The 22,308-nt window shown below is 37.5% G+C and carries 9 protein-coding genes; 2 read left to right on the forward strand and 7 right to left on the reverse strand.

Annotation, left to right across the window (positions count from 1 at the left end; genetic code table 11):
- The first annotated feature begins 163 nt into the window (after positions 1–163).
- Together sucC and Q0983_RS11240 are read left to right on the forward strand one after the other, a co-directional pair.
- Positions 164–1,354 carry an ADP-forming succinate--CoA ligase subunit beta gene (sucC, locus tag Q0983_RS11235; RefSeq protein ID WP_299552908.1) on the forward strand — a complete coding sequence of 397 codons (1,191 nt, stop codon included), beginning with the start codon at positions 164–166 and terminating at the stop codon, positions 1,352–1,354.
- Positions 1,355–1,749: 395 nt separating this feature from the next.
- Positions 1,750–2,163, forward strand: a complete 414-nt coding sequence (locus tag Q0983_RS11240; protein WP_299552910.1) for a TerB family tellurite resistance protein — start codon at positions 1,750–1,752, stop codon at positions 2,161–2,163.
- A gap of 67 nt (positions 2,164–2,230) precedes the next feature.
- Here the strand turns inward: Q0983_RS11240 and uvrB are convergent, their stop codons facing one another.
- The 7 genes from uvrB to Q0983_RS11275 form a co-directional block, all read right to left on the reverse strand.
- On the reverse strand, positions 2,231–4,234 hold the full coding sequence (uvrB, locus tag Q0983_RS11245; RefSeq protein ID WP_299552913.1) for an excinuclease ABC subunit UvrB: 2,004 nt from the start codon (positions 4,232–4,234) through the stop codon (positions 2,231–2,233).
- Between the two features lie 76 nt (positions 4,235–4,310).
- The gene (locus Q0983_RS11250) at positions 4,311–10,025 is read right to left on the reverse strand and encodes a T9SS type B sorting domain-containing protein (protein ID WP_299552916.1); all 5,715 of its coding nucleotides are present in this window, start codon (positions 10,023–10,025) and stop codon (positions 4,311–4,313) included.
- A 170-nt stretch (positions 10,026–10,195) separates the two neighbouring features.
- Positions 10,196–15,100: a T9SS type B sorting domain-containing protein gene (locus Q0983_RS11255; RefSeq protein ID WP_299552919.1), complete on the reverse strand. Its 4,905-nt coding sequence runs from the start codon at positions 15,098–15,100 to the stop codon at positions 10,196–10,198.
- A 147-nt stretch (positions 15,101–15,247) separates the two neighbouring features.
- Positions 15,248–17,710, reverse strand: coding sequence for a T9SS type B sorting domain-containing protein (locus Q0983_RS11260; RefSeq protein ID WP_299552922.1), 2,463 nt, complete (start codon positions 17,708–17,710; stop codon positions 15,248–15,250).
- A gap of 12 nt (positions 17,711–17,722) precedes the next feature.
- Positions 17,723–20,440 carry a T9SS type B sorting domain-containing protein gene (locus Q0983_RS11265; RefSeq protein WP_299552925.1) on the reverse strand — a complete coding sequence of 906 codons (2,718 nt, stop codon included), beginning with the start codon at positions 20,438–20,440 and terminating at the stop codon, positions 17,723–17,725.
- 31 nt (positions 20,441–20,471) lie between these two features.
- Entirely contained in the window at positions 20,472–21,296 is an 825-nt protein-coding gene (locus Q0983_RS11270; protein WP_299552928.1) for an ABC transporter permease subunit, read from the reverse strand.
- 4 nt (positions 21,297–21,300) lie between these two features.
- Positions 21,301–22,209 (reverse strand): ABC transporter ATP-binding protein, encoded by a 909-nt coding sequence (locus tag Q0983_RS11275; protein WP_299552931.1) that lies wholly within the window; start codon positions 22,207–22,209, stop codon positions 21,301–21,303.
- Positions 22,210–22,308: the final 99 nt, after the last annotated feature.

Raw genomic sequence — 22,308 nt, forward strand, 5'->3', positions numbered from 1 at the left:
CCGAATAAAAAATAAATAACTAAAAAATTATACAAATTAAACAATTTGTTAATTATTTAACTTTAGAAAAAACTTTATAAATATTGATAGTTTTCGCATTTAAATATTAGCGAAAGTAATTGCTATTACATACATTTGCTTTTCTTAAAATATTGAGCAAATTATGAATTTACACGAATATCAAGGTAAAGAAATATTAAGCAGTTTTGGAGTGCGTATCCAACGCGGTATTGTTGCCCAAAATGCAAATGAGGCTGTTGTTGCTGCAAAACAATTAACGAATGAAACCGGTACCAGCTGGCATGTAATTAAAGCACAGGTACATGCTGGGGGACGTGGAAAAGGTGGAGGCGTTAAGCTTGCTAAAAATTTACAGGAAGTAGAAACGCTGGCAGGCCAAATTATAGGTATGAACCTGATCACGCCTCAGACCTCTGCAGAAGGTAAAAAAGTACACCAGGTCTTGGTAGCTGAAGATGTTTATTATCCGGGAGAAAGTGACACAGAGGAATACTATATGTCTGTTTTATTAAACAGGGGAACGGGACGCAATATGATCATGTATTCTACTGAAGGCGGTATGGATATTGAAACAGTTGCAGAAGAAACACCGCATTTAATTTTTACGGAAGAGGTTGACCCATCTGTTGGTTTATTACCATTCCAGGCCAGACGTGTTGCTTTTAACCTTGGTTTATCGGGAACTGCTTTTAAAGAAATGACCAAATTTGTCACGGCACTTTATACGGCTTATGTGAAATCTGATTCGTCTTTATTTGAGATTAATCCGGTTTTAAAGACAAGCGATAATAAAATTTTGGCAGTTGATGCTAAGGTGACTATTGATGACAATGCGCTTTACAGACATAAGGATTATGTAGATTTAAGAGATTTACGTGAGGAAAACCCAATTGAAGTTGAAGCTAAAGAGGTTGGCTTGAATTATGTTGATTTAGACGGAAATGTTGGTTGTATGGTAAACGGAGCCGGTTTAGCCATGGCTACCATGGATCTAATTAAACAAGCAGGAGGTGAGCCGGCCAACTTTTTGGATGTTGGAGGTACGGCAGATGCGGCTCGTGTTGAGGCTGCTTTTAAGATCATTTTAAAAGATCCTGCTGTAAAAGCTATTCTGATCAATATTTTTGGAGGTATTGTACGTTGTGATCGCGTAGCCCAAGGTGTTATTGATGCCTATAAAAACATGGGTAATATTAACGTGCCTATTATTGTGCGTCTACAGGGAACCAATGCCGATATAGCAAAAGAATTAATTGATAATTCCGGTTTAGCGGTATTAAGTGCTACTGAGTTCCAGGAAGCGGCTGACAAAGTACAGGAAGTATTGTCTTAAGGCATTTTTATATTATATAATTAAAGGAGCAACAGGTGTTGCTCCTTTTTTTGTTCTCACCTTGCATTTCATCGATTTTGCAGTAACACCCGGTCCTTTTTAGCGTTTTTCGAGTTTTTGACCAGTTTACCTTAAAGTTAATTCTATATTAAGTCTTTTTGAATTGGGTTTTAAAGTGTTAAAATGTTGATTTTCAAATTATTAATGCAAATTCATCTAAGAGAAGTTAACTTGAAAAATGGCCGGTTATTTTGTTTTTTTAAGTCAAAATGAGATGAACTAAATAAAAACTACGATTAAAAACGCCCTGTTTTTCGATAAGTTACATTATATCCACGATTATTAAAATGGTCTTCTGTGTACCTTTATAATGTAATTAATTAATCCCCACGATAATGATTAATAGAGTCGAAAAATTGAGTCTTTTATCTGAAATGATCGCTTTTGCAAAGTATGATAAAGACATAAAGGAAATAGAGTATAACTTTTTATTAGGTGTTGCAAAACAGCTTGATATTTCGCGAGAAGATTTTGAATATTTGATAGAGCACCCTGTAAGTTATACCCATTTAAAGTCACATAGCGAACGCATTGTTCAGTTTCATAGGTTAGTGTTGCTAATGAATATTGAACAGGAATACGGAGGAGAAAATAATTCTTCCGGAGTTATAAAGCTATACAATTTTGGTTTACGTATGGGATTAAGTCATGAATCCATTACCAAAGTATTGTATTTAATGGAAAGTTTTCCGAATAAAATAGTACCCCCTGACGTGTTGATTGATATTTTTAAAACACAATACAATTAATAAAATCTGCTAAGTATATTATATTAGTGTTGTGGAAACCCTTTTGGGTAATGGAAAAGCTAAAAGTTTAAACTTTTAGCTTTTCCAGTTTATTTTGGTAGGCCTTAATTTCATCACGTAATTTAGCTGCAACAATAAAATCCAAAGCTTTGGCAGCTGCCTCCATTTGTTTGCGTTTTTCCTTTATCTTTTTTTCTAATTCGGGTTTGCTCAGGTAGTCGCTTTCCGGTTCGGCAGCTTTTAAAGCGTCCATTTCATATTTATAGGTACTTACTGAATTTTTAGCCAGGGCATTATCGAGGCTTTTGTTTAAAGCTTTTGGTATTATATTATGTTTCGTGTTGTAATCCATTTGTTTGTCCCGCCTGTAGTTAGTTTCATCAATGGTCTTTTGCATACTGTTGGTTATTTTATCAGCATACATAATGGCTTTTCCGTTAATGTTTCTGGCAGCCCTGCCAACAGTTTGTGTCAGTGAACGCGCCGATCTTAAAAAGCCTTCTTTATCGGCATCCAAAATTGCAACAAGAGATACTTCCGGTAGATCTAACCCCTCTCTCAACAAATTAACACCAACCAAAACGTCAAATAGACCTTTGCGTAAATCCTGCATGATTTCTACACGTTCTAAAGTATCCACGTCACTATGAATGTATCTGCAGCGAATTTGAATTCTATCCAAATACTTGGTCAATTCTTCTGCCATGCGTTTGGTAAGCGTGGTAACCAGGGTGCGCTCGTCTTTTTCAACCCGTAGCTGAATTTCTTCAATTAGATCATCTATTTGATTTAAACTTGGACGTACTTCAATCTCGGGATCCAGCAACCCCGTTGGGCGAATAACCTGTTCAACATAAACGCCATCGGTTTTTTGTAGTTCGTAATCAGCAGGTGTGGCACTTACATAAATGACCTGATTTTGCAACGCTTCAAATTCTTCGAACTTTAAAGGTCTGTTATCTAAAGCCGCCGGGAGTCTGAAACCATATTCAACCAGATTTTCTTTTCGGCTTCTATCACCACCGTACATGGCATGAACTTGTGAAATGGTGACATGGCTTTCGTCAACAACCATTAAAAAGTCATCCGGGAAATAATCTAGTAAACAGAACGGTCTTGATCCGGCTTGTCTGCCGTCTAAATAGCGGGAATAATTTTCAATACCTGAGCAATACCCTAATTCACGGATCATTTCCAAATCAAATTCTGTGCGTTCCTTTAGGCGTTTTGCTTCCAGGTGTTTGCCTATTTCTTTAAAATAATCATGTTGCTTTACCAGGTCGTCCTGAATATCCTTTATAGCATTTTGTAACACCTCAGGAGAGGTAACAAACATATTTGCCGGGTAAATATTCAGTCGATCATATTTTTCAATAACCCGGTTTGTTTGAATGTCAAAAGATTCTATCTCTTCAATCTCATCACCAAAAAAATGAATACGATAGGCGTTATCGGCATAACTCGGAAAAATATCCACCGTATCACCCTTTATTCTGAAGTTTCCGTGGTTAAATTCTGCTTCCGTTCTTGAGTATAAACTTTGAACGAGTTGGTGTAAAAGCTTCGTTCTGGAAATTTCCTGATCTCTTTCCAGCGTGACCACATTTTTCTGAAACTCTACCGGGTTGCCTATACCATACAAACAAGATACCGACGCTACTACCAGTACATCTCTTCTACCGGAGAGTAGGGAAGACGTGGTGCTCAATCGCATTTTTTCAATTTCTTCGTTTATAGACAGATCCTTTTCAATATAAACGCCCGAAACCGGAATATAGGCTTCGGGTTGGTAATAATCATAATACGACACGAAATACTCAACCGCATTATTTGGGAAAAACTGTTTGAATTCAGAATATAATTGCGCCGCCAAAGTTTTGTTATGAGCTAAAACCAACGTAGGTCTTTGTACTTTTTCAATAACATTGGCCACGGTGAAGGTTTTACCTGAACCTGTTACGCCTAATAAAGTCTGGTATTTTTCGTTGGTATTAATGCCTTCTGCTAATTGTTCTATAGCTTCGGGTTGATCACCGGTCGGACCAAAATCTGATTCAATTTTAAACTGCATAGGCCTTCTTTATAAGTCTTTTTTAAAAGTACTTAAAGAAGTTGGATTTTGGAATACGTATTTAAAAATTTATGATTTAACGTTTTAAGGTAAAATGCCCTGAGTACACTCTGCCATCCTCTAAAAACACTTTAAACCAATAGTCGTCCGTTGGCATTTGATTGCCGTTAAATGTACCATCCCAACCGTCTTGTAAGGTGGAAATTTGCTTTATAAGTTTTCCGTAGCGATCGAAAATCAGAATTCGGCTGTTAGTTTGGAAGGATTCATTAACACCGATTATTTGCCAGTAGTCATTATAGCTATCGTTATTTGGTGTGAAAAATTTCATGTATCCTAATACGGATATATCTAAAGTAGCCACGCCACAGCCATCTTTATCATTTACAGAAATAGTATAAAAGCCGGGTCTGACATTAGTGAATTCCGGTTCGTCCTGGTAAATAATAAAGTTGGAATCTTCTTCAACTAAAGCATATTCATAATTTCCCTGCCCAAGATTTGTGGGGTCTATAGTGACCGTGTTATTGTTTTCGGTAAAATCAACAACAGTTATATCTTCTTCCGTAATAGTTGCTATCTCTGAAGCGTTTACAAAAATATCCCTGGTTCTTGAACATCCGGTGCCATCCGTTTTTGTAAGCGTTACATGGTATGTGCCTGGAGTAGAAACAAAAATTGTTGGGGTTGTTTCCGGTAATAATTGATTTACAGTACTTCCGTCTAAACTCGTCCAGCGCCATTCATAAGTGAACGTTTCAATAACACTAGCCTCTACCGGATCCAGTTCAACAGTGAACGTTGGGTCTGAAGTACAAACTATATGTTCTGAATCTATATAAAACTCCGGTAAGGGATTGACGATCAAATCTATGGAAGTACTTGCAAAACAACCGGTATTGATCGGGTTGATAACTTCAACGTTAATGGTTTGATTTTCTGAAACCAATGGGTTTGGTAGTGTAGGACTGTCTAAAACAAGAACGCCATTTTCATCAACATAATCAAAGTAGATCTCCATATTGGTTTGCGTACCTAAAATCGTTCCGACAAATGAGGACGTGTCAAAAGGATAAAAACCGTCATCATCAATATCGCCGTTAGCACCGTCACAGACTTCCTGTGGATCCACCGGGTCGGCAATAACAGGTTGTTCATCTACAATAAATTCTAAGGTAGTTACATCATCGCAAGCACCATCAGGATCCTGCGTTGTGTTATTGGTAACGGTAATAGTTATAGTTTGAGTTTCGGTTACAAACGGATTTGGAAGTGTGTTTGACGTAACCGGTGTTCCTGTTATATCAACATAATTGTAAGTAACCGTTACATCTGCCAGTGATTGTCCGTTTAAAACGGTAGATTCTACCAAAGCGGTATCGAACGGATAAGAAATGACTGTGTCCGTAGTGTCAGAATCACATTGTCTCGCCATGGTTACCGGATTAGCAAAGGGTAAAGCCTCAACATTTAAAAGGTTTGGAAATTCTTCAAGCCCCAAACAATTGTTCCCCAGATCACTTTTTACGCGCACCCAAATACTTTGGGAAATAGGTGAATTTATGTTTTGATGATTAACAATATCCGGTATTTCATTAGTTTCTAATTCGGCATCCATTTGTGTCTCAAAAAAATGGACCGTTACGTTGAATGTTGAAAAAATTACGTTAGAAATATGATCGTGAATATGGGTCAAATCAAAAGTGGCCACATTACCGCGAACGGTAGAACCGGTTTCGTCACACTGGAAAAGCGGGGCCGGACTGTAACTGCTTAAGGCGACACTGGATGGCGTTACTTCTAAGGTTAAAGGAACTTCTCTGTAGCAACCATTAGGGTTTTCTGCTCGCACCCAAACGGTTTCAGGAGTAAATCCCGGCGAATCCTGATAATTATCCGGTGTTGGAATAGGATTTACAGCATTTTGAGCATCACCTTGCGTCAAATAATAGGTAAATACTAATCCTTCGGCAATATAATTTGGATTGATCTCTTCCTTAATTTGATCCAATGTTAAATTGAAAAATGCCTGCCCGTCATTCGATGCATCGTCGCACTGTGAATATGTATTTGGGTTATTGACCACCGGTAAAGTGAAAACTTCAACATTAAATGTGGTTTCTGCAACACAAGTGTTATAGGCGTTATTGGTCATTCTAACATAAACAGGTTGTACGTTAGGAACCGTATTTGCAAAAGCTATTGGTGTAAGTATTTGATTGGTATAACCTGCATCGGTGAAGTAGGTTAGCGTAAAGTCCGCTGCACTTTGGCCATTTAAAATTTCGGTTTCTTTTTGGGTTAAATCGAACACTTTTAAGCCATCAATATCAGTCCCTACAGAAGTATCGTCACATTCCTGAAGTGGTGTAACCGTTAACAAGGGGAACGGACTTTCATAAACTTCCAAATCGAAACTGGAGGTATCAAAACAGGTGGTATTTGCATTGTTTTCAACACGTGCATAAATCGTTGTATTACCGCTTTCAAACGGACTGGTAATGGGGTTTACGTCGTTATCAGCATCGGCCTGACTGGTGTGATAGGTAATGGTCATTCCGGTAACCGTAGTTATGGCATTATTTTGGGAATTCAGGTCAAAAGGCATGGTACCATTATTGTCATCATCACATAATAACATAGTCGGTGCTGTATTAGCTATAGGCAAAAGAATAACAGTGAGTTCCGCAGGATCGGAATATAATCCGCAACTATTTCCGGACAACTCTAAAAAAGCCCTGTATTCGTAGGTATCAAAAGATAAAGGTGTGTTGGTAATAGTTAAATCTGCTGTTTGTGAACCGCTATATGTGGCATCATCAACAATAGTGCTCCAATTTAAACCTCCATCGGTGCTTACTTCCCATTGAATGGTATCATAGGTTGATGATACCAATGATATTACGGTTGTTGAAAGCTCACAGGATTCTGTATCTAATGGTTGCGTTGTTATGGTAATAGGCGCATAATCCAGATAATTGCTATTTGGAATGGTATATCCGTCAGAAGCATTGGTAACTAAACCATTAGTGTCAGTAACTACCGGATTATCACCAAGCAGATCATCTGCATTACCATCGGAAAAACCGGCTTCAATAACATCACTACAGGTGTCACCATCACTATCTAAATCCAGGTAAGAGAAAATTGTGTCGGTGTCCAAGTCATTAGGAGCGTATCCGATTAGATTACTGTCCGGAGCTGTCTCAGCAGCATCTGCCCATCCATTTATACCGTAGATCGGACCATCTTCTATGCCGTCCAAATTGGTATCGGACAAAGTACCTAATTGCCCGGATTCAATCAAATCATAAATACCATCGTTATCACTATCCAGATCATAGAAATCATAAACGGTATCCACATCGGTATCTATTGGTAATGCATTAAGATCATACACGTCGTCTAATCCATTGGTATCCACATCAATACCTGATAAAGCAACTAATATACCCTGGTTTTCAACAAAATCAGGGATGCCGTCATTATCACTGTCTAAGTCCAGCTCATCTTTTACGCCATCATTGTCATTATCCTTTTTAAAACAGGTTAAGGCAATATTTGCCTGAAAGTTTGACGTATCAGTTAAATTACTTAATCTATGAACGAATTCGAATCCATCCACCTGATTAGCAAAAAATGCAAAAGGAGTGGTTCCACCGGGTGTTGGATTATATTTAAAATGAATCTCAGAACCTGAAATTTGAGTGACACCGGTTTCCCAAAGACCGTCAAAGTTAGAATCTACTACCAGTCTGCCGTCCGGATCTACCAAAGTTATGTTTTTATTTGCCGGAAAGATCCTAACAATGTAATATTCGCCATCTACGGATGTATGGGTATAAGACGTATCTTCAGATAACTTAACATTTACAGATTCGGTAAAAGTCATTGAATACGCTCCTTCCGCACTTGCTGCTGCTTCTACCGTACTGGTAAAATTTCCTAAATTATCGCCAACAAAAGTATTGGTGCCTCCCGAACTACTATTGGTAGTATAGGTACCACTTGTTATAGTTGGATTGGTGGTAGTATCCTGAAACTCTAAAACCGGGTTATTTAAATTATTCAGGTTGATAGTTACATCTCCCCTGGATTCCGTACAGTTTAGAATACCGTCGTTATCATTATCAATATCTAGATTGTCGATGATTCCATCATTATCAATATCATCCGGACAAATACTAATTGGTACTTCCACAGATTCAAGAAAACCACCATCACATGGTAATTCTCCAACCAGTTTATATTTTCCGGGAACCGTTGGAGTTATGAAGGGGTCTGTGACCGGTAAAACAATATACCCTGATCCGTCATCAAATTGCCATTCAAAGCTTTCAAAGTTTTGCGCATTTGCTACTGTTAGCGTTAAGTTATTACCAATACAATTTCCCAAGATGGCATGCTGGACATCAAAATTAAACTCTGGCTTGGATTGAAATCCGGAATAAAAACTTCCTGATGTGGCGGCACCATTTACATTAAAATAAGCTACGTATAATTCATCATTACCTTGAACAGATATATTACCGGATAACCCTGTGATTCTGTAGGTTTCATAATCAGTATTCCCGGTAACAGCACTAGGGCCAACCGTTGCAAAATTGGATAACGGTTGATTATTTACGGTAACTGTTGCACCTGCTTTGGTAACTATAGTGACACCACCTACATAATTTAAACTACCTATTCTGTCAATGTTAGCAATGTTGTCAATATTTCCCCTGGTTTCACAGCTTAAAGGAGGCACGAAAAACATCCCCTGATTAGCCTCTCCAGTTGAACCAACACCCTGATACATAAAAACATCCTGGGAGGTTTCAACATACATGTTTCCAGCTGCACTGTAGTTATTTCCTTCAATTACATGATATTCTCCTGCATTTAATGTAGTGACAGGAGCATTACCATTGATGCTAACACTAGTATTATCGATATGAGCTACAACCAATACATTTTCCCAATCGTTGGTGCCATCTCCTCTAACAAAGATGTATTCATTTCCAACTTTGGATAATCCGGCTATTTGATCTATGCCGTAATCTCTTCCTCCTCCGTTACCAAAACTACCATTGGCAGAACCACAATTAACTACAATGGGTTTATCAGAAGTAACTAAACAACCAATGAGGCCATCCATTAACGACGGTATGTTAATATCTCCTTTGATAGCTATAACATAGCTTTCATGCTCATTTAAACTAACATTAATTGGGGTGGTACCTGCATAATTTTCAATGATTAAACCGGCAGCAAGATTACTAAAAGTAACAGCCGTATTATCTTCTGTAGCCATTACAGATATAAAACTGACATAGTTAGCCTGTGGATTTTCACTGGTGTAGGTTCCTATTCTAAAAGTGGTATCTAAAGCAGAAAGTCCTTTACTTACTAAAGCTCCTGCCTGTGCACTACCGGCATTCATTCTTACTGATACATAAATGGGAGCTTCGGCTTCAATAATGTAGCCTTTATTATTAGTGACCGTACTGCTATCATCATAATCCTGAAACAATTGAGTGTCATAACCAAATCCGATACTTACTACCTGAGGTGTGGCATTTGAAACGCTACCCGTAATGGTTGTTCCACCAACTTCGGTTATAGTGTATGGCACCAGAGAAGTAGTAGGTGTTGATATGTAGATATATTGATCTTCAGGGTTTGCATTATTGGGACCACTTGTTAAAGGCGGGATATAATGCTTTTTGCTAAGTTGTGAATATCCAATACCAGAAATAAGAAATGCTAAAACAAATAGCAGGTTTCTTGTATGGGAGCTAGTTTGCATTGCAATTTTTTATAGTTTAGTTGTTGGTAATTCGACTGCTTTGAACAGAACGAACCCCTAAAATAAATATTTAATTTATTTTAGACCCTAATACTCCTTAAAGGTTTAAAACTTTTAGATAAAAAGAATAAAACCACTAATTACTGGTAAGAATAGATAAGAAAAGTTCTCTATCGCTTTAATGCGAAGTGTCCCCTGACATCAAATGACTCCCCTTCCTGAACCACTTTGGCAACAAACCAATAATCATCTGATGGCATGTTTTCTCCATTGAAGGTTCCGTCCCAGCCAATAGAATTATGGGGTAACGTTTTGAGTAGTTTGCCGTGTCTGTTATAAATAAATACCACAGTTCCCGGGATTTCTTCGATGCCTATGATATGCCAGGTATCGTTAAATGTATCATCATTAGGCGTGAAATATTTAGGAACATCTATAACTACCACGGTTTCCGAGATATCCATACAGCCGTTCAAATCCCTTATAGTTACTAGGTGAGGGCCATAAGTTACGTTTTCAAATACATTAGACGTTTGTGGTTCACCATCATCTAGAATATAAACATAATTTCCAATACCGCTTACATCCACTGTAATACTGTTGGGATCAGCAAAATCTACGGTAGTCGTAAAGTTTATTTCGGCCTCCTGGGATTCAAATACGGTGAAATTATGTGTGTAATCACAATCGCTGCCAATTAAATTAGGGGTGGTTACGGTCACCCAATAATCACCAATTTCCGACGGATCGTTTAGAATGATTTGTGTTGTTGTAGCACCTGTAGACCATACATAAGTGTCATCCGGATTTCCGGTATAAGCATCAATTACTAATGGCAGATCGTTGATACATAATGGAACTAAATCATCAATTGGAATTATGGGCAGTGGATTCACTCTTGTTGAAAAATTAGTTATGTCATAACACCCCGTATTATTATTTTCAATTCTGGCATAGATCACTTCACCATCAAAAGCTGAATGCACATTCGCTAATGAATTTATACCGTTTTCAGCGTCAGCCATGTTACTATAATATGTGACGGTATGCTCGTTCGGATCCTGTGATCCAAGAATATCATTTCTGGTAGTAGAAATGGTGAATTCAAAAAAGCCATCGTAATCATCATCGCATGAAATTAAATCGGGCGTACTATTTGCCACCGGATTAGGGTTTATTTGAAGGTTGAACGATGTAATAATCGGGCAGCCTGTTGTAGCATCAGAAACTCTTACAAAAAATTCATGAAGGTTTGCAGTATAGTTAAATATATTTGCCAATGCTCCTGTGTTATTTGTAGCATCCGGTAAAGAGCCATGATATGAAATATTTACCAGATTAGTATCATTCACAACCATACTATCTACTTGAGCCAGATCATAAGTATCGGTATCATTGTCACAAATTTCTATGGTACCAAGATTATTAGTTTGGGGTGGTAAATTAACAATGAGTTCTAAATCAATGACACTGTAGCACCCTGTTAAATTATTCCAAACTTTAATATATACCGTTTGTGTATTGGAGTTAAAATTTGTTGGATCAGCTATGGCCAAAGTATTGTCAAAACCATCTGACGGATTAATGTCATCAAAGTTTTCAAAATAATGAACAACAAGGTCATCAGTGATTCTGTCTAAAAATTCAAAATCGGCATCCTCCAGGTTGAAACGGGTAAAGCCATCATAATCTTCATCACAGGCTATTAAGGGTGCAGAAACTTGTGTAATACTCGGAGCTTCTATGATAATAATACCTAATGATTCAACAATATGACATAAAGAATCGGAACTTTCTATTCTAACATATATGGTTTGCGGGTTTTGTATGTTAGTGTATTGATCACCTAGCGGATTGGTATTAGTATCGGCATCATCAAAAGTTTCATGGAACGAAATGCTTAGGTTATCTGTAGAACCTTGCGATATTTCAGTTCTTTTGGCGTCTAAATCAAAAGTGTGAAGCCCATCGTTAGACGAATCGTCACAAACCAAAAAGTCTATTACAGGATTGTATATAGGTTCCGGAGATACTTGTAATATCATCGAAGATGTAGCGTAACAAGTATCCGGATCTGCCGTTAAATTTTCAACACGGATGTAGATCGTTTGTGGACTTGACGTATTTTGATATACATTATTTTTATCAATCGCATTGACTAAGTTGCCCGTTAAGGCATCATTTTCATTTTCAAAATAATAAACTTCTTTACCGGTCTGAGTTCCTAAAATATCGTCGTCCATTTCAACTAATAGAAAGTCCGCAACTGTTGTGCCCGTGACTTCACATATTTGAAATTCCAGATCTGAAGGTATCAGCGGTAATGTATTTACAATTATTTCAATGGTATTTATATTATAACAACCGGAAACAGAACTTTCAAAACGGGTATAAATGGTTTGGGTTTCAGCATTGAAGCTATTTGGGGTTGGTATTGGATTTGTATTGGCTATTGCATCATTTTCAGTTGTAAAGAAATCTATATTTATGCCTGTAGTGCTAGCAATCATTTCAGGAATCTTGTCCTCAAGGTTTACTGTGTAAAACCCGTCCTGGTCATCATCGCAAATTACAAATGGCGAAGGCGTTGTGGTACCCGGAGCCACAATAACTTCTATATCAAAAGGATTAACCGTAGAACAACCGGAATCTATGTTTGCAATTCTGGCGTAAATGGTTTCAACAGGATTGGTGTTGGCATAAAAGGCCGGTAATGCATTCATGTTATTTTGGGCATCAGCATCAGATCCAAAATACGTTACCGTAAAACTGGGGTTACCACCGGTTACCAAATCATCCAGGGAATGCAGGTCTATACTAACAATGCCATCATCATCTGTATCACAATAAGGCACCGGATCAGTAGGTTCAAATAATAAAATAGGGTTTACCAACAAAGTAATTTCAGATTGTTCAATACAACCGGTGACCGTATCTTCCATTCTTATATAAAGTACGGTAGGGCTCAATGCCGAATATAAAACCGATTTATCAAGCGCATTTACATTATTATCCAGATCATCTTGTGTTTCATAAAATGTAACTGTTATCGGGTTTGGTAAATCGTTGCCAATAAATGTTTCTACAGTGAACAGGTTGAAGTCTAAAGTGTCATTTTCATCATCATTAACATCACACAGGGCAAAATCTCCGGTATCTGTTCCTGTTAATAATAAATTGGTATGAACTTCTAAGGGAACAATAGAGGCACAGCCTGTGACGTCATCTACAATTCTAACATAAAGGTTTCTTGAACCGGGTTCCAGAGCGGGATTTGTGTACTCGTAATTGGCCGGGTCTGCAATAGGGTTACTTCCTGTATCGGCATCATCGAAACTTTCGTGAAAAGTAACAGTAACACCTGTTAAGCCACCTAAAATATCACCCGTGACCTGTGTTAAATCAAAAAAAGCGTTCCCATCCTGGTCTGCGTCACAAGCATCCAAAAATTGCGTATCTCTGTTTACTATGGGACTTGTAGTTATATTAACGGTTAAAGTTGTGGTGTTAATACAGCCTGTATCCGTATTCAATATTCTGACAAAAACAGTGTCTGATGGTGTATTAGCATTTACATACAAACCGGGTATGGCATTATTGCCCGTAGAAGCGTCTAATGCATTATAATGATAACTTACGGATAAGTTACTTAACCCTCCTGTTATTTCATTGTCTTTTTCGGTCAGGTCAATAACTGTAAATCCGTCCGGGGTATCATCACTATCACAGGTTTCCAGAGGTGATGGTGGGGTAGCATCCGGAGCCGGATTAACAATGAGATCAAAGTTGGTATAAGCGAAACAGTTACTGTCTAAATCATCAATTCTAACATAGATGGTTTGCGGATTTGACGTATTAGAGATGGGGGCATTTATTGCACTAATATTATTTCTGGCATCGGCATCAGAAAAATGATAGGTAAATGTATAATTGCTAAAAGGAATATTAGCAATTAACTCAGTGTTTTTGGTTGTTAGGTCAAATACTTCTGAGCCATCATTACTGGAATCATCACACAATTCGTAATCTGTTATCGGATTAATGGGTTCTTCCGTATTAAGAACCACATTAATTTCATCTTCTTCAACACAACTATTGGAGTTTAAAGGTACCGTAACTTCAACTCTATACGTTCCATCCTGAATGGCATTCAGAGTTGGGTTAGTTTCACCGGGAATTAAAGTGTTGTTTAAAAACCAGGCATAAGATGCCAATGGGTTCTGTATATCTGCATCTAAAAGCACCGATCCGGCACAGGTTTCAATATCGTCTCCTAAATCTAAAACTTCAAAACTGTTACCTTCAATAAATACCGCCGAATCAAAATTACCATCTCTTTGGTCTGCAATAATTAACTTGACGTGATATTGTACATAAGGAACAATAGTTTCCGAGGCCATTAAAACGGTTGTTCTACCATTATAATTGGTGTCTCCAACATTATATGCATCAAAATATTGATCGTTTTGCGCGGGGCATACGCCAAAAATTTCATTATGAACCGTAACTGAATTAACAGGGCTAGTTGTACTAGGCACTAATGCAATGTTTCGGTACGGATTGCCAGTCCCGGCTTCTGTTATAAGAAAAACAAAATGGTCTGTAACATTCTGGCACGGCAGGATATCAAAATATTCTTCCGAAGCATATAGGTAGTTAAATTGAAATTGGCTGGAAATTGAAACAAAATCAAACTCAATAGAGGTTGCATTTAAAGTATTGGTAATTCCCAAAGCTGCTTCTAAATCCGGATCAGTTCCCCAAACGGTTGAGCCCTCACTAAGCGTGGGAGTTCTAACCCCATTACCCCCGGAATTGGCACTACCGGTTGACAGCATGATACCATTTTGAAAAGGGAAATTAGAGGAGCCTCTTTCAAAGTAGGCGTAACTTGGAAAGCCTGTAGAATTTCCGTTTACGGATGAGGTTATATTAGAAATTTCTACACAACCGTTAACTAGGTTGTCTTCAATGAGTTGTTGTAAACCTACGGAACTGTCCACCGAGATTTGCTGCGAAAATACCATACCGCAACTGCAGATAAGGGCAATTAAGAATAGATAAACAAATCTCATAGCTGTAGGTTTTTTTGTTCCGATTTTTTAGGCTCAATATTCCGGGTTTTTAGTCCGAAATATTTTGCGGAAAAATAGGTCTTTTTTAGATGAAATGCAAAAAAAATCGGATAAAATGCAATTTTATTGGTTTTTAAGGTGTTAGTATTAGTTTTTTAAAGTAAAATGATTTTTAAAAATTCTACCGTCTTGTAATCTAACTGAAAACCAATAATCATCTGACGGTAATTTCTCTCCGTTAAACATACCGTCCCATCCTTCACCTAACGGATTTAATTCTTTTATAAGTTTACCAAACCTGTCAAAAATTCTAATTTTTGTGTTAGGCTGAAACATACTGGAAACGCCATAAACCTGCCAGGTATCATGCGATCCGTCATTATTAGGCGTAAAAAATTTTGGAAATCCTATTACCGAAACATCTTTACTCACGGTTCCGCAATCATTTTTTATATCTCTTACGGTAACAGTATAAATGCCCGGAAATACGTTATCAAATAGGTTACTATCCTGATAATCTGCATAAACCACGTTGTTTTCGTCCAATAACCGATATTGATATATGCCTTCACCCGATGTAATAACGGTTATAGTATTGTTTTGTGATGCATCATCTACTTTTATATCATCTATGGTCGCAATATTTGATGCTTCTACTGTAATTGTTCTGGTTTTCGAACATCCATTGCCATTGGTAACGGTTACTTCATAATGTCCTGTTTCGTTTATTTCAATTTCATAGGAATCTTCTCCTGATAACCAATTATAAGTATAGTTGTTTGGCGAATCGTTTAAAACAGCTGCATTTAAAGTAATGGGTACCGGAAACTGATTTAAGCAATAATATGTCAAATCTTCGATGTCAATGTCCGGAAGTTCATTTACAACCAGGGTTACTTCACTAATGCCATAACAGTTATTGGCGTTTTCAACCCGGGCATAAATAATTTGAGTATACGGTATGGTATTGGTAAACGTATTTCCTAAATTGTTTTGCTCTAAAAGCGCCTCTTCATAGGTTTGATAATAAGCTATATCCAGGCCGGTAATAAGGCCGTTAGTCACTTCACTATCAGCATCACTTAGGGTGAACTGGTGAAACCCATCTTCTAATCCGTCATCATCACAAGTAGTCAATGTGGCGTTATTTGAATCTGTTGTACTAACATCCAGTATAAGCTCAGAATAACTCAAGCAACCTGTTCTGGTATCAATAACGTCAACATAAATAGTTTGTGGGTTTGTTGTATTAGAAAAAGCATTGCCGTCAACTTCAACAGTTCTGGCTGAGTCTGTATAAAATCTGGTGGATAAGTTATTATCACCACCTGTCAAACTTATATTTGCTTCATTTAAATTGAAAAGCGTAAAACCATCAACATGGCCATCTTCGTCACATTGTAAAATGGTATGATTGAAAGCTATAGGGTTAGGGTTTGCTACCAGGTTTAAAGCCACAATACTTTTGCAATCCGGATATAATACATCTTCAACTCTGACAAAAACCTGTTCATTAAAAGGTGTTACATTGTAATATGAATTGGGTAATGGAGAGGCTCTGTTCTCTGCATCCACCTGAGTGCTGTGGTATGTTATGTTATAATCTGAAGGGACTAATCCGTTTAGAATTTCATTATTTTTTTGTGTCAGGTCAAAATCTGTGCGCCCATTTTTGTCATCACCATCATTCATATTATCGCACAGAACGAAATCAGAAGGTACTAAAATACCCGGCCCCAAATTTACACTTAAATCAAAATCGGTCAATTCAAAACACTCGGTGATGTTATTAGTAATTCTAACAAAAATTTTCTGCGGATTGCTTATATTGGTATACGGGCTAACCAATTCATTTATCCCAATGTTAGCATCACTTTCAGAAGCATGATAAGTAATGGTAACATCGGTTTGTGTTCCGGTAATTAACGGTGTATTGTCAGATATGTTAAAGCTTGTAAAACCGTCATTGAACGGCGCAACTATATCACAACTTTCCATATCGGTTGGGTTCCTTGGCCCAATGCTATTGGACTGATCTGTTGGTGGATCCGCAAATTGTGCTGTTCCTGTCCATTCCAGATTAAAAGGACTATTTCCTATCGGCCGGTCAATCACTATAAAATAGGTTTCCCCGGCCTGAACATCTAACCATCTTACAAAGCTATCTCCATCCGGACCAGGGCCTTCAGATGTATCTGTAGAGGAAGCATTCATTCCGGTTAGGTTGTTACCCTGATTAGCCGCTTGAGGGTTTGTACTGGAACATCTGATAGCTTGTCCGATATCCGAACAAGATACATCAGGGCCATAAACGAAAAAGTCATAATCTTCAGTTATTGCTGTACTTTGCGGTGTTAATGTAAAACCCAGTGTACCACTGGTAACCAAAGTTACCTGCAGCCATACGCTGTTATTCTCTCCTAAGCTACCGCCACCTCCGCCACAAATATTTGTACCGAATAATTCCTGAGTTCCGAAGCCACTAACATCTAAATTAACATCTGAGTTTCCACAGGTTATAATGGCATCAACGCAGTCATTAGGCTGTTGTGCAAAGCTGTTTAAGCCAGCCACAATGAATAAAAAGTAAAGAAAAGGTTTTTTGAACAAATCTAATATAGTTTAATATTTTAAAGTAAAGTGGTTTTTAAAAATCCTACCGTCCTGTAACCTGACAGAAAACCAGTAATCATCTGATGGTAATTTTTCTCCGTTAAATAATCCATCCCAACCTTCACCTAACGGACTTAATTCTTTTATTAGTTTTCCGTATCTGTCAAATATCTGGATTTTTGTATCAGGCTGGAACATGCTTGAAACCCCAAGTACCTGCCATGTGTCATTAAAACCATCATTATTTGGCGTTAAATATTTTGGAAACCCAATCACACTAATTCTTTCAGGTACTGTAGCTCCGCAATCATTTTTAACATCTCTTACGATAACAGAATAAAACCCCGGAGCTACATTCTCAAATACATGGCTATCCTGGTATGAGGCATATACTAAACCGTTTTGATCAAGCAAACTGTATTGGTATTCGCCTTCCCCGTAAGCCATCACCGTCACAACATTATTTTGAGAAGCGTCTTCAATCTTAATATCCTCAATAGTGGCAATATTAGAAGCCTCAACGATTATGGTTCGGGTTTTTGAACACCTATTAGAGTTGGTAACCGTAACGACATAATCTTTAGCTTCATTGACGTCAATACTATAAGTGTTGTCTCCGGTAGACCAGTCATAGCTATAATTTGTAGGGCTGTCATTTATCAAACCGGCATTCAATGTAATGACAGACGGGAAATAGTTAAGGCAATAATAAACAAGATCTTCGGTATCTATATTTGGAAGTTCATTAACCGTAAGTGATACTTCACTAATACCATAGCAATTATTAGCATTTTCCACCCTGGCATAAATGGTTTGATTATAAGGCGTTGTATTTGTAAAGGAATCACCTAAATTATTCTGTTCTAAGAGGGCCTCTTCATAAGTTTGGTAATAGGAAACGGTTAACCCCGAAGGTAATCCGCTGATTACTTCACTATCAATATCTTTTAAATTGAAGCTATAAAAACCATCTTCAGAACCATCATCGTCACAGACCTCAATCGATGTGTCATTGGAATCTGTCACACTAACATCTAAAGTAAGTTCGGCATATGCATAGCAATTAGTCAGCGTATTAAGAACTTCAACATAAATAGTTTGCGGGTTGGACGTATTGGCAAATGAACTACCGTCAATCTCATTAGTTCTGGCTGCATCCGTATAAAACCTGGTAGATGTGTTATTATCACTTTCATTTAGATCAACAATAGCTTCATTTAAATTAAAAAGTGTAAAGCCATCGGCCATACCATCTTCATCACATTGTAAAATAGTATGATTATTGGCAATGGGGTTAGGGTTAAATAAAACAAAAGCATCACCTTCGATAGCGCAGTCACCATTATTTGGGTCTATATAAACTTCATAATGGCCACTTTGGGTTACTATCAAATCATAATCCGTTTCCGGTAGCGGTGTTTCATCCAGTGTCCAGCTGTAGGTTGCACCGGGGATGTCAACTGAAGTAAGCCGGTACGAATCCCCTTCACAAAGGTTCAGGTTTGTGGCACTTTCTCCGTTTTTAATAATATCAACTTGTTTATTAAAGAATGAGGCAATAAATGGAGGGAGGCCCTGCGATGACGTATTAGGGAACAGGTTTACAGCATTATGTTGATAGTTGCAGGCAACACCTAAATTGTTTGGGTTATGAATGACTCCCAGATATGGTAAGCCTTGAGTATAAGTAGCACTTAAGGCCCTGTATATTTTTCCGTTGGGACCAAGTTGCAGGGCACCTCTATACAAAATCCTGTCATCCAGAATTGCTTGTGATCCCTGAATATCCGGGGCCATCATATTAAACTGAACTAAAACAGACGTGTGATTGGAAGGGATCTCATTGTTTGATCTGTTTTCCACATCAAAAAAGTTGTTAGAGGCGTGTACATAGAGTAATTGACTGTTAGGAGAAAACTCAATGCCATACGGAAAAGGACTACCTTCACTGGCAATGGCTATATCTTGTAGGTTAGTGACCTGTCCCGTAAAAGCATCAAAATCAAAAACCTGCAAACCACTGCTAACATGGGCAGCGGCCATTTTTGTTCCGTCCGGTGATACTTTTAAATAACCCCGTCTATCGGTAATTATTGAAGAAAATGTAGACTTAACAGAGGTTGGGCTTACCCCCGAATCGCTAACTTCAAAGGCGTGAAAGGTATTGTATTCAGCCGTAATACCATCTTCTGAAGCCATGGTAATAACCCAAATGGATTTTGTGATACAATCTTTTAAAACAGCCGTTAATTTTTCCGAACAATGCTGAAGCAGGTTTACATTTTTTTGAGTGATGCCTCCCAAACCACCATCAAGCGTCATATCCACAATAGAATAGTTGAAACCATTATCGGGATCTAAACCAACTGTAGTATCCACCGTAAATATGTAATAAATATTTTTATCATCAGGTTTGGGTACTATAATGGCGGATTGGGTACTGGAGTTGTCGCCAAATAACCCCAAGCCATTCATCATTTGGCTATGATTTCTATTCCATACTATGGTACCGTCAGTATAGAACAACAGGTTTCCGGCCTCATCTGAAATAGATGAACAGCCTTCATTAGTGAACAATTGGCCATTATCAACCGAAGTAATGGAGTTACTTGCCAGGTTAAACTGAATGCCCGAACCAAAACCAAAATACCAGTTAGATGCCTGTCTTTGAGCAAAGACGCACATACTAAAAACACACAATATGAGGGATGCGGTGATTTTTTTCATTCTTCTTCAATAGCCAAGGCTATCAAAGATATTATAAATCGCGCTTTTTTAATAATCTATACGATAAAAAGATAAATAAGGCTGTCCAAGCCAAAACTATAGCCATTTCATGCCAATGTACTGCATAATCGTAAGCTAAATTTGCTTTTTCAGGAAATTTTGTCATAGCAATTCTTTGAAAAGGCTGGTCTATTAGCTTATACATAGATTTTAGCGGGAAGAAATTTTGTATTTTTTCAGCGGTGTCTACGTTGAACTTCCAGGTGATTAAACCAAATATTATCCACTCAAGGATATATAGAATAAACAAAAATGCTAAAGCAAAAGCCGATCGTTTTACAAGCATTCCAAAGAATAAACACAAGCTGAAAAAACCAATAAGTTTTACAAAATATGCCATTAAAAACTCGGTTTCCTGCAAAATTATGGAAGCTTCGTTATAGCTGGAATAATATAAGCCAATACACAAGGAGATCAAGAATATCAATAGGGTTGAAACCAATGAAAAGAAAATGATGGTATAAAATTTTGAGAGGATAAATTCCTTTTTGCTCAAACCATCAATGAGATTTTGTTTTATGGTTTTATTACTGTATTCATTACCGATCATACTAACCACTACTATGGCAAAAAAGAACTTGAACTGAGAGGCAAAAAATGTGGTTAAATGCCAGATAACAGGAAAATTGAAGATCCCTAATTCCCCTAACTCAAGTGTAAAAAAACCAAAAACATTAATTCTTAAAGACGATAACAGTATAACAAAAAAGGGTAAAATAAACGATACGAAAATCAGTATTTTACTGGTTCTGTTTAATAGTAATTTTTGTAATTCTAAATTTAAAAGTCTTAACATGTTACTAAATTTGGTTGGTTTGGTTATCTGTTAGTTGCAGGAATTGTTCTTCTAAGCTTTCTTTTCGTTGGATCAGGTGCGTGAGTACAATACCATTTTCAAAAAGATATTTGTTAAAGGCATCAGACTTCATGGGTTCCGTTAAAAAAGCAGTAATCAAATCATCTTCCACTTTAATGTTCCCAAAGGATTTATGGTTTTCCAACAGTTTAACCAGGGCCTCATTATCATTACATTTTAACTCAAAGAAACCGTGGCTTGAGATCATTTCGTCTACTCTGCCGGAATACAATTTTTCTCCTTTTCTTAAAACGACCACATGGGAGCACACTTTTTCAACCTCATCCAATAAATGTGAGGCCAACAAAATGGTAGTGCCTTTAGCGGCAATTTGTTTAATAATCTCTCTGATCTGGTGAATTCCCTGAGGGTCTAAACCATTCGTAGGTTCATCTAAAATTAAAATTTCCGGATCATTTAAAAGGGCAGAGGCAATAGCCAGTCGTTGTTTCATACCTAATGAAAAGGTTCTGAATTTACTGTCTTTTCGATCTAAAAGCCCAACAATCTCAAGCTTTTCATCAATTTTACCATAATCAACACCTTTAATTTTACAAACCAGTTTTAGGTTTTGATATCCGGACATATACGGGTAAAAATTGGGACGCTCTATAATAGCACCTACTTTTTTCAAGGCATCATGGGTTGAGGTATTGCCGTCAAACCAGTGAAAGTCGCCGTGCGTTTTGTTGACTACATTTAAAACAACTCCCAAAGTAGTTGATTTTCCACTGCCGTTAGGCCCCAGAATACCATAGACATTTCCTTTGTTAATGGTAAACGATAAATCTTTTACTGCTGTTAGATACCCAAATTTTTTGGTGAGATTATTAATTGTAAGAATGGATTCCAAATTGTAACGTTTTTTATGTCAAAATCCATTTGACATTGGTTAGTTATATGGGTAAGACGAGCCTGTTCTTATTTTGTTACAGGATAGCGATAAAACCTT

The organism is Seonamhaeicola sp., assembly GCF_028281565.1.
Taxonomy (GTDB): Bacteria; Bacteroidota; Bacteroidia; order Flavobacteriales; family Flavobacteriaceae; genus Seonamhaeicola.

Excerpts from the sequence above, each read along its gene's own strand:
- Q0983_RS11255 (WP_299552919.1), bottom strand. The coding sequence starts at position 15,100 with ATGAGATTTGTTTATCTATTCTTAATTGCCCTTATCTGCAGTTGCGGT.
- sucC (WP_299552908.1), top strand. The coding sequence starts at position 164 with ATGAATTTACACGAATATCAAGGTAAAGAAATATTAAGCAGTTTTGGA.
- Q0983_RS11250 (WP_299552916.1), bottom strand. The coding sequence starts at position 10,025 with ATGCAAACTAGCTCCCATACAAGAAACCTGCTATTTGTTTTAGCATTT.
- Q0983_RS11265 (WP_299552925.1), bottom strand. The coding sequence starts at position 20,440 with ATGAAAAAAATCACCGCATCCCTCATATTGTGTGTTTTTAGTATGTGC.
- Q0983_RS11240 (WP_299552910.1), top strand. The coding sequence starts at position 1,750 with ATGATTAATAGAGTCGAAAAATTGAGTCTTTTATCTGAAATGATCGCT.
- Q0983_RS11270 (WP_299552928.1), bottom strand. The coding sequence starts at position 21,296 with ATGTTAAGACTTTTAAATTTAGAATTACAAAAATTACTATTAAACAGA.
- uvrB (WP_299552913.1), bottom strand. The coding sequence starts at position 4,234 with ATGCAGTTTAAAATTGAATCAGATTTTGGTCCGACCGGTGATCAACCC.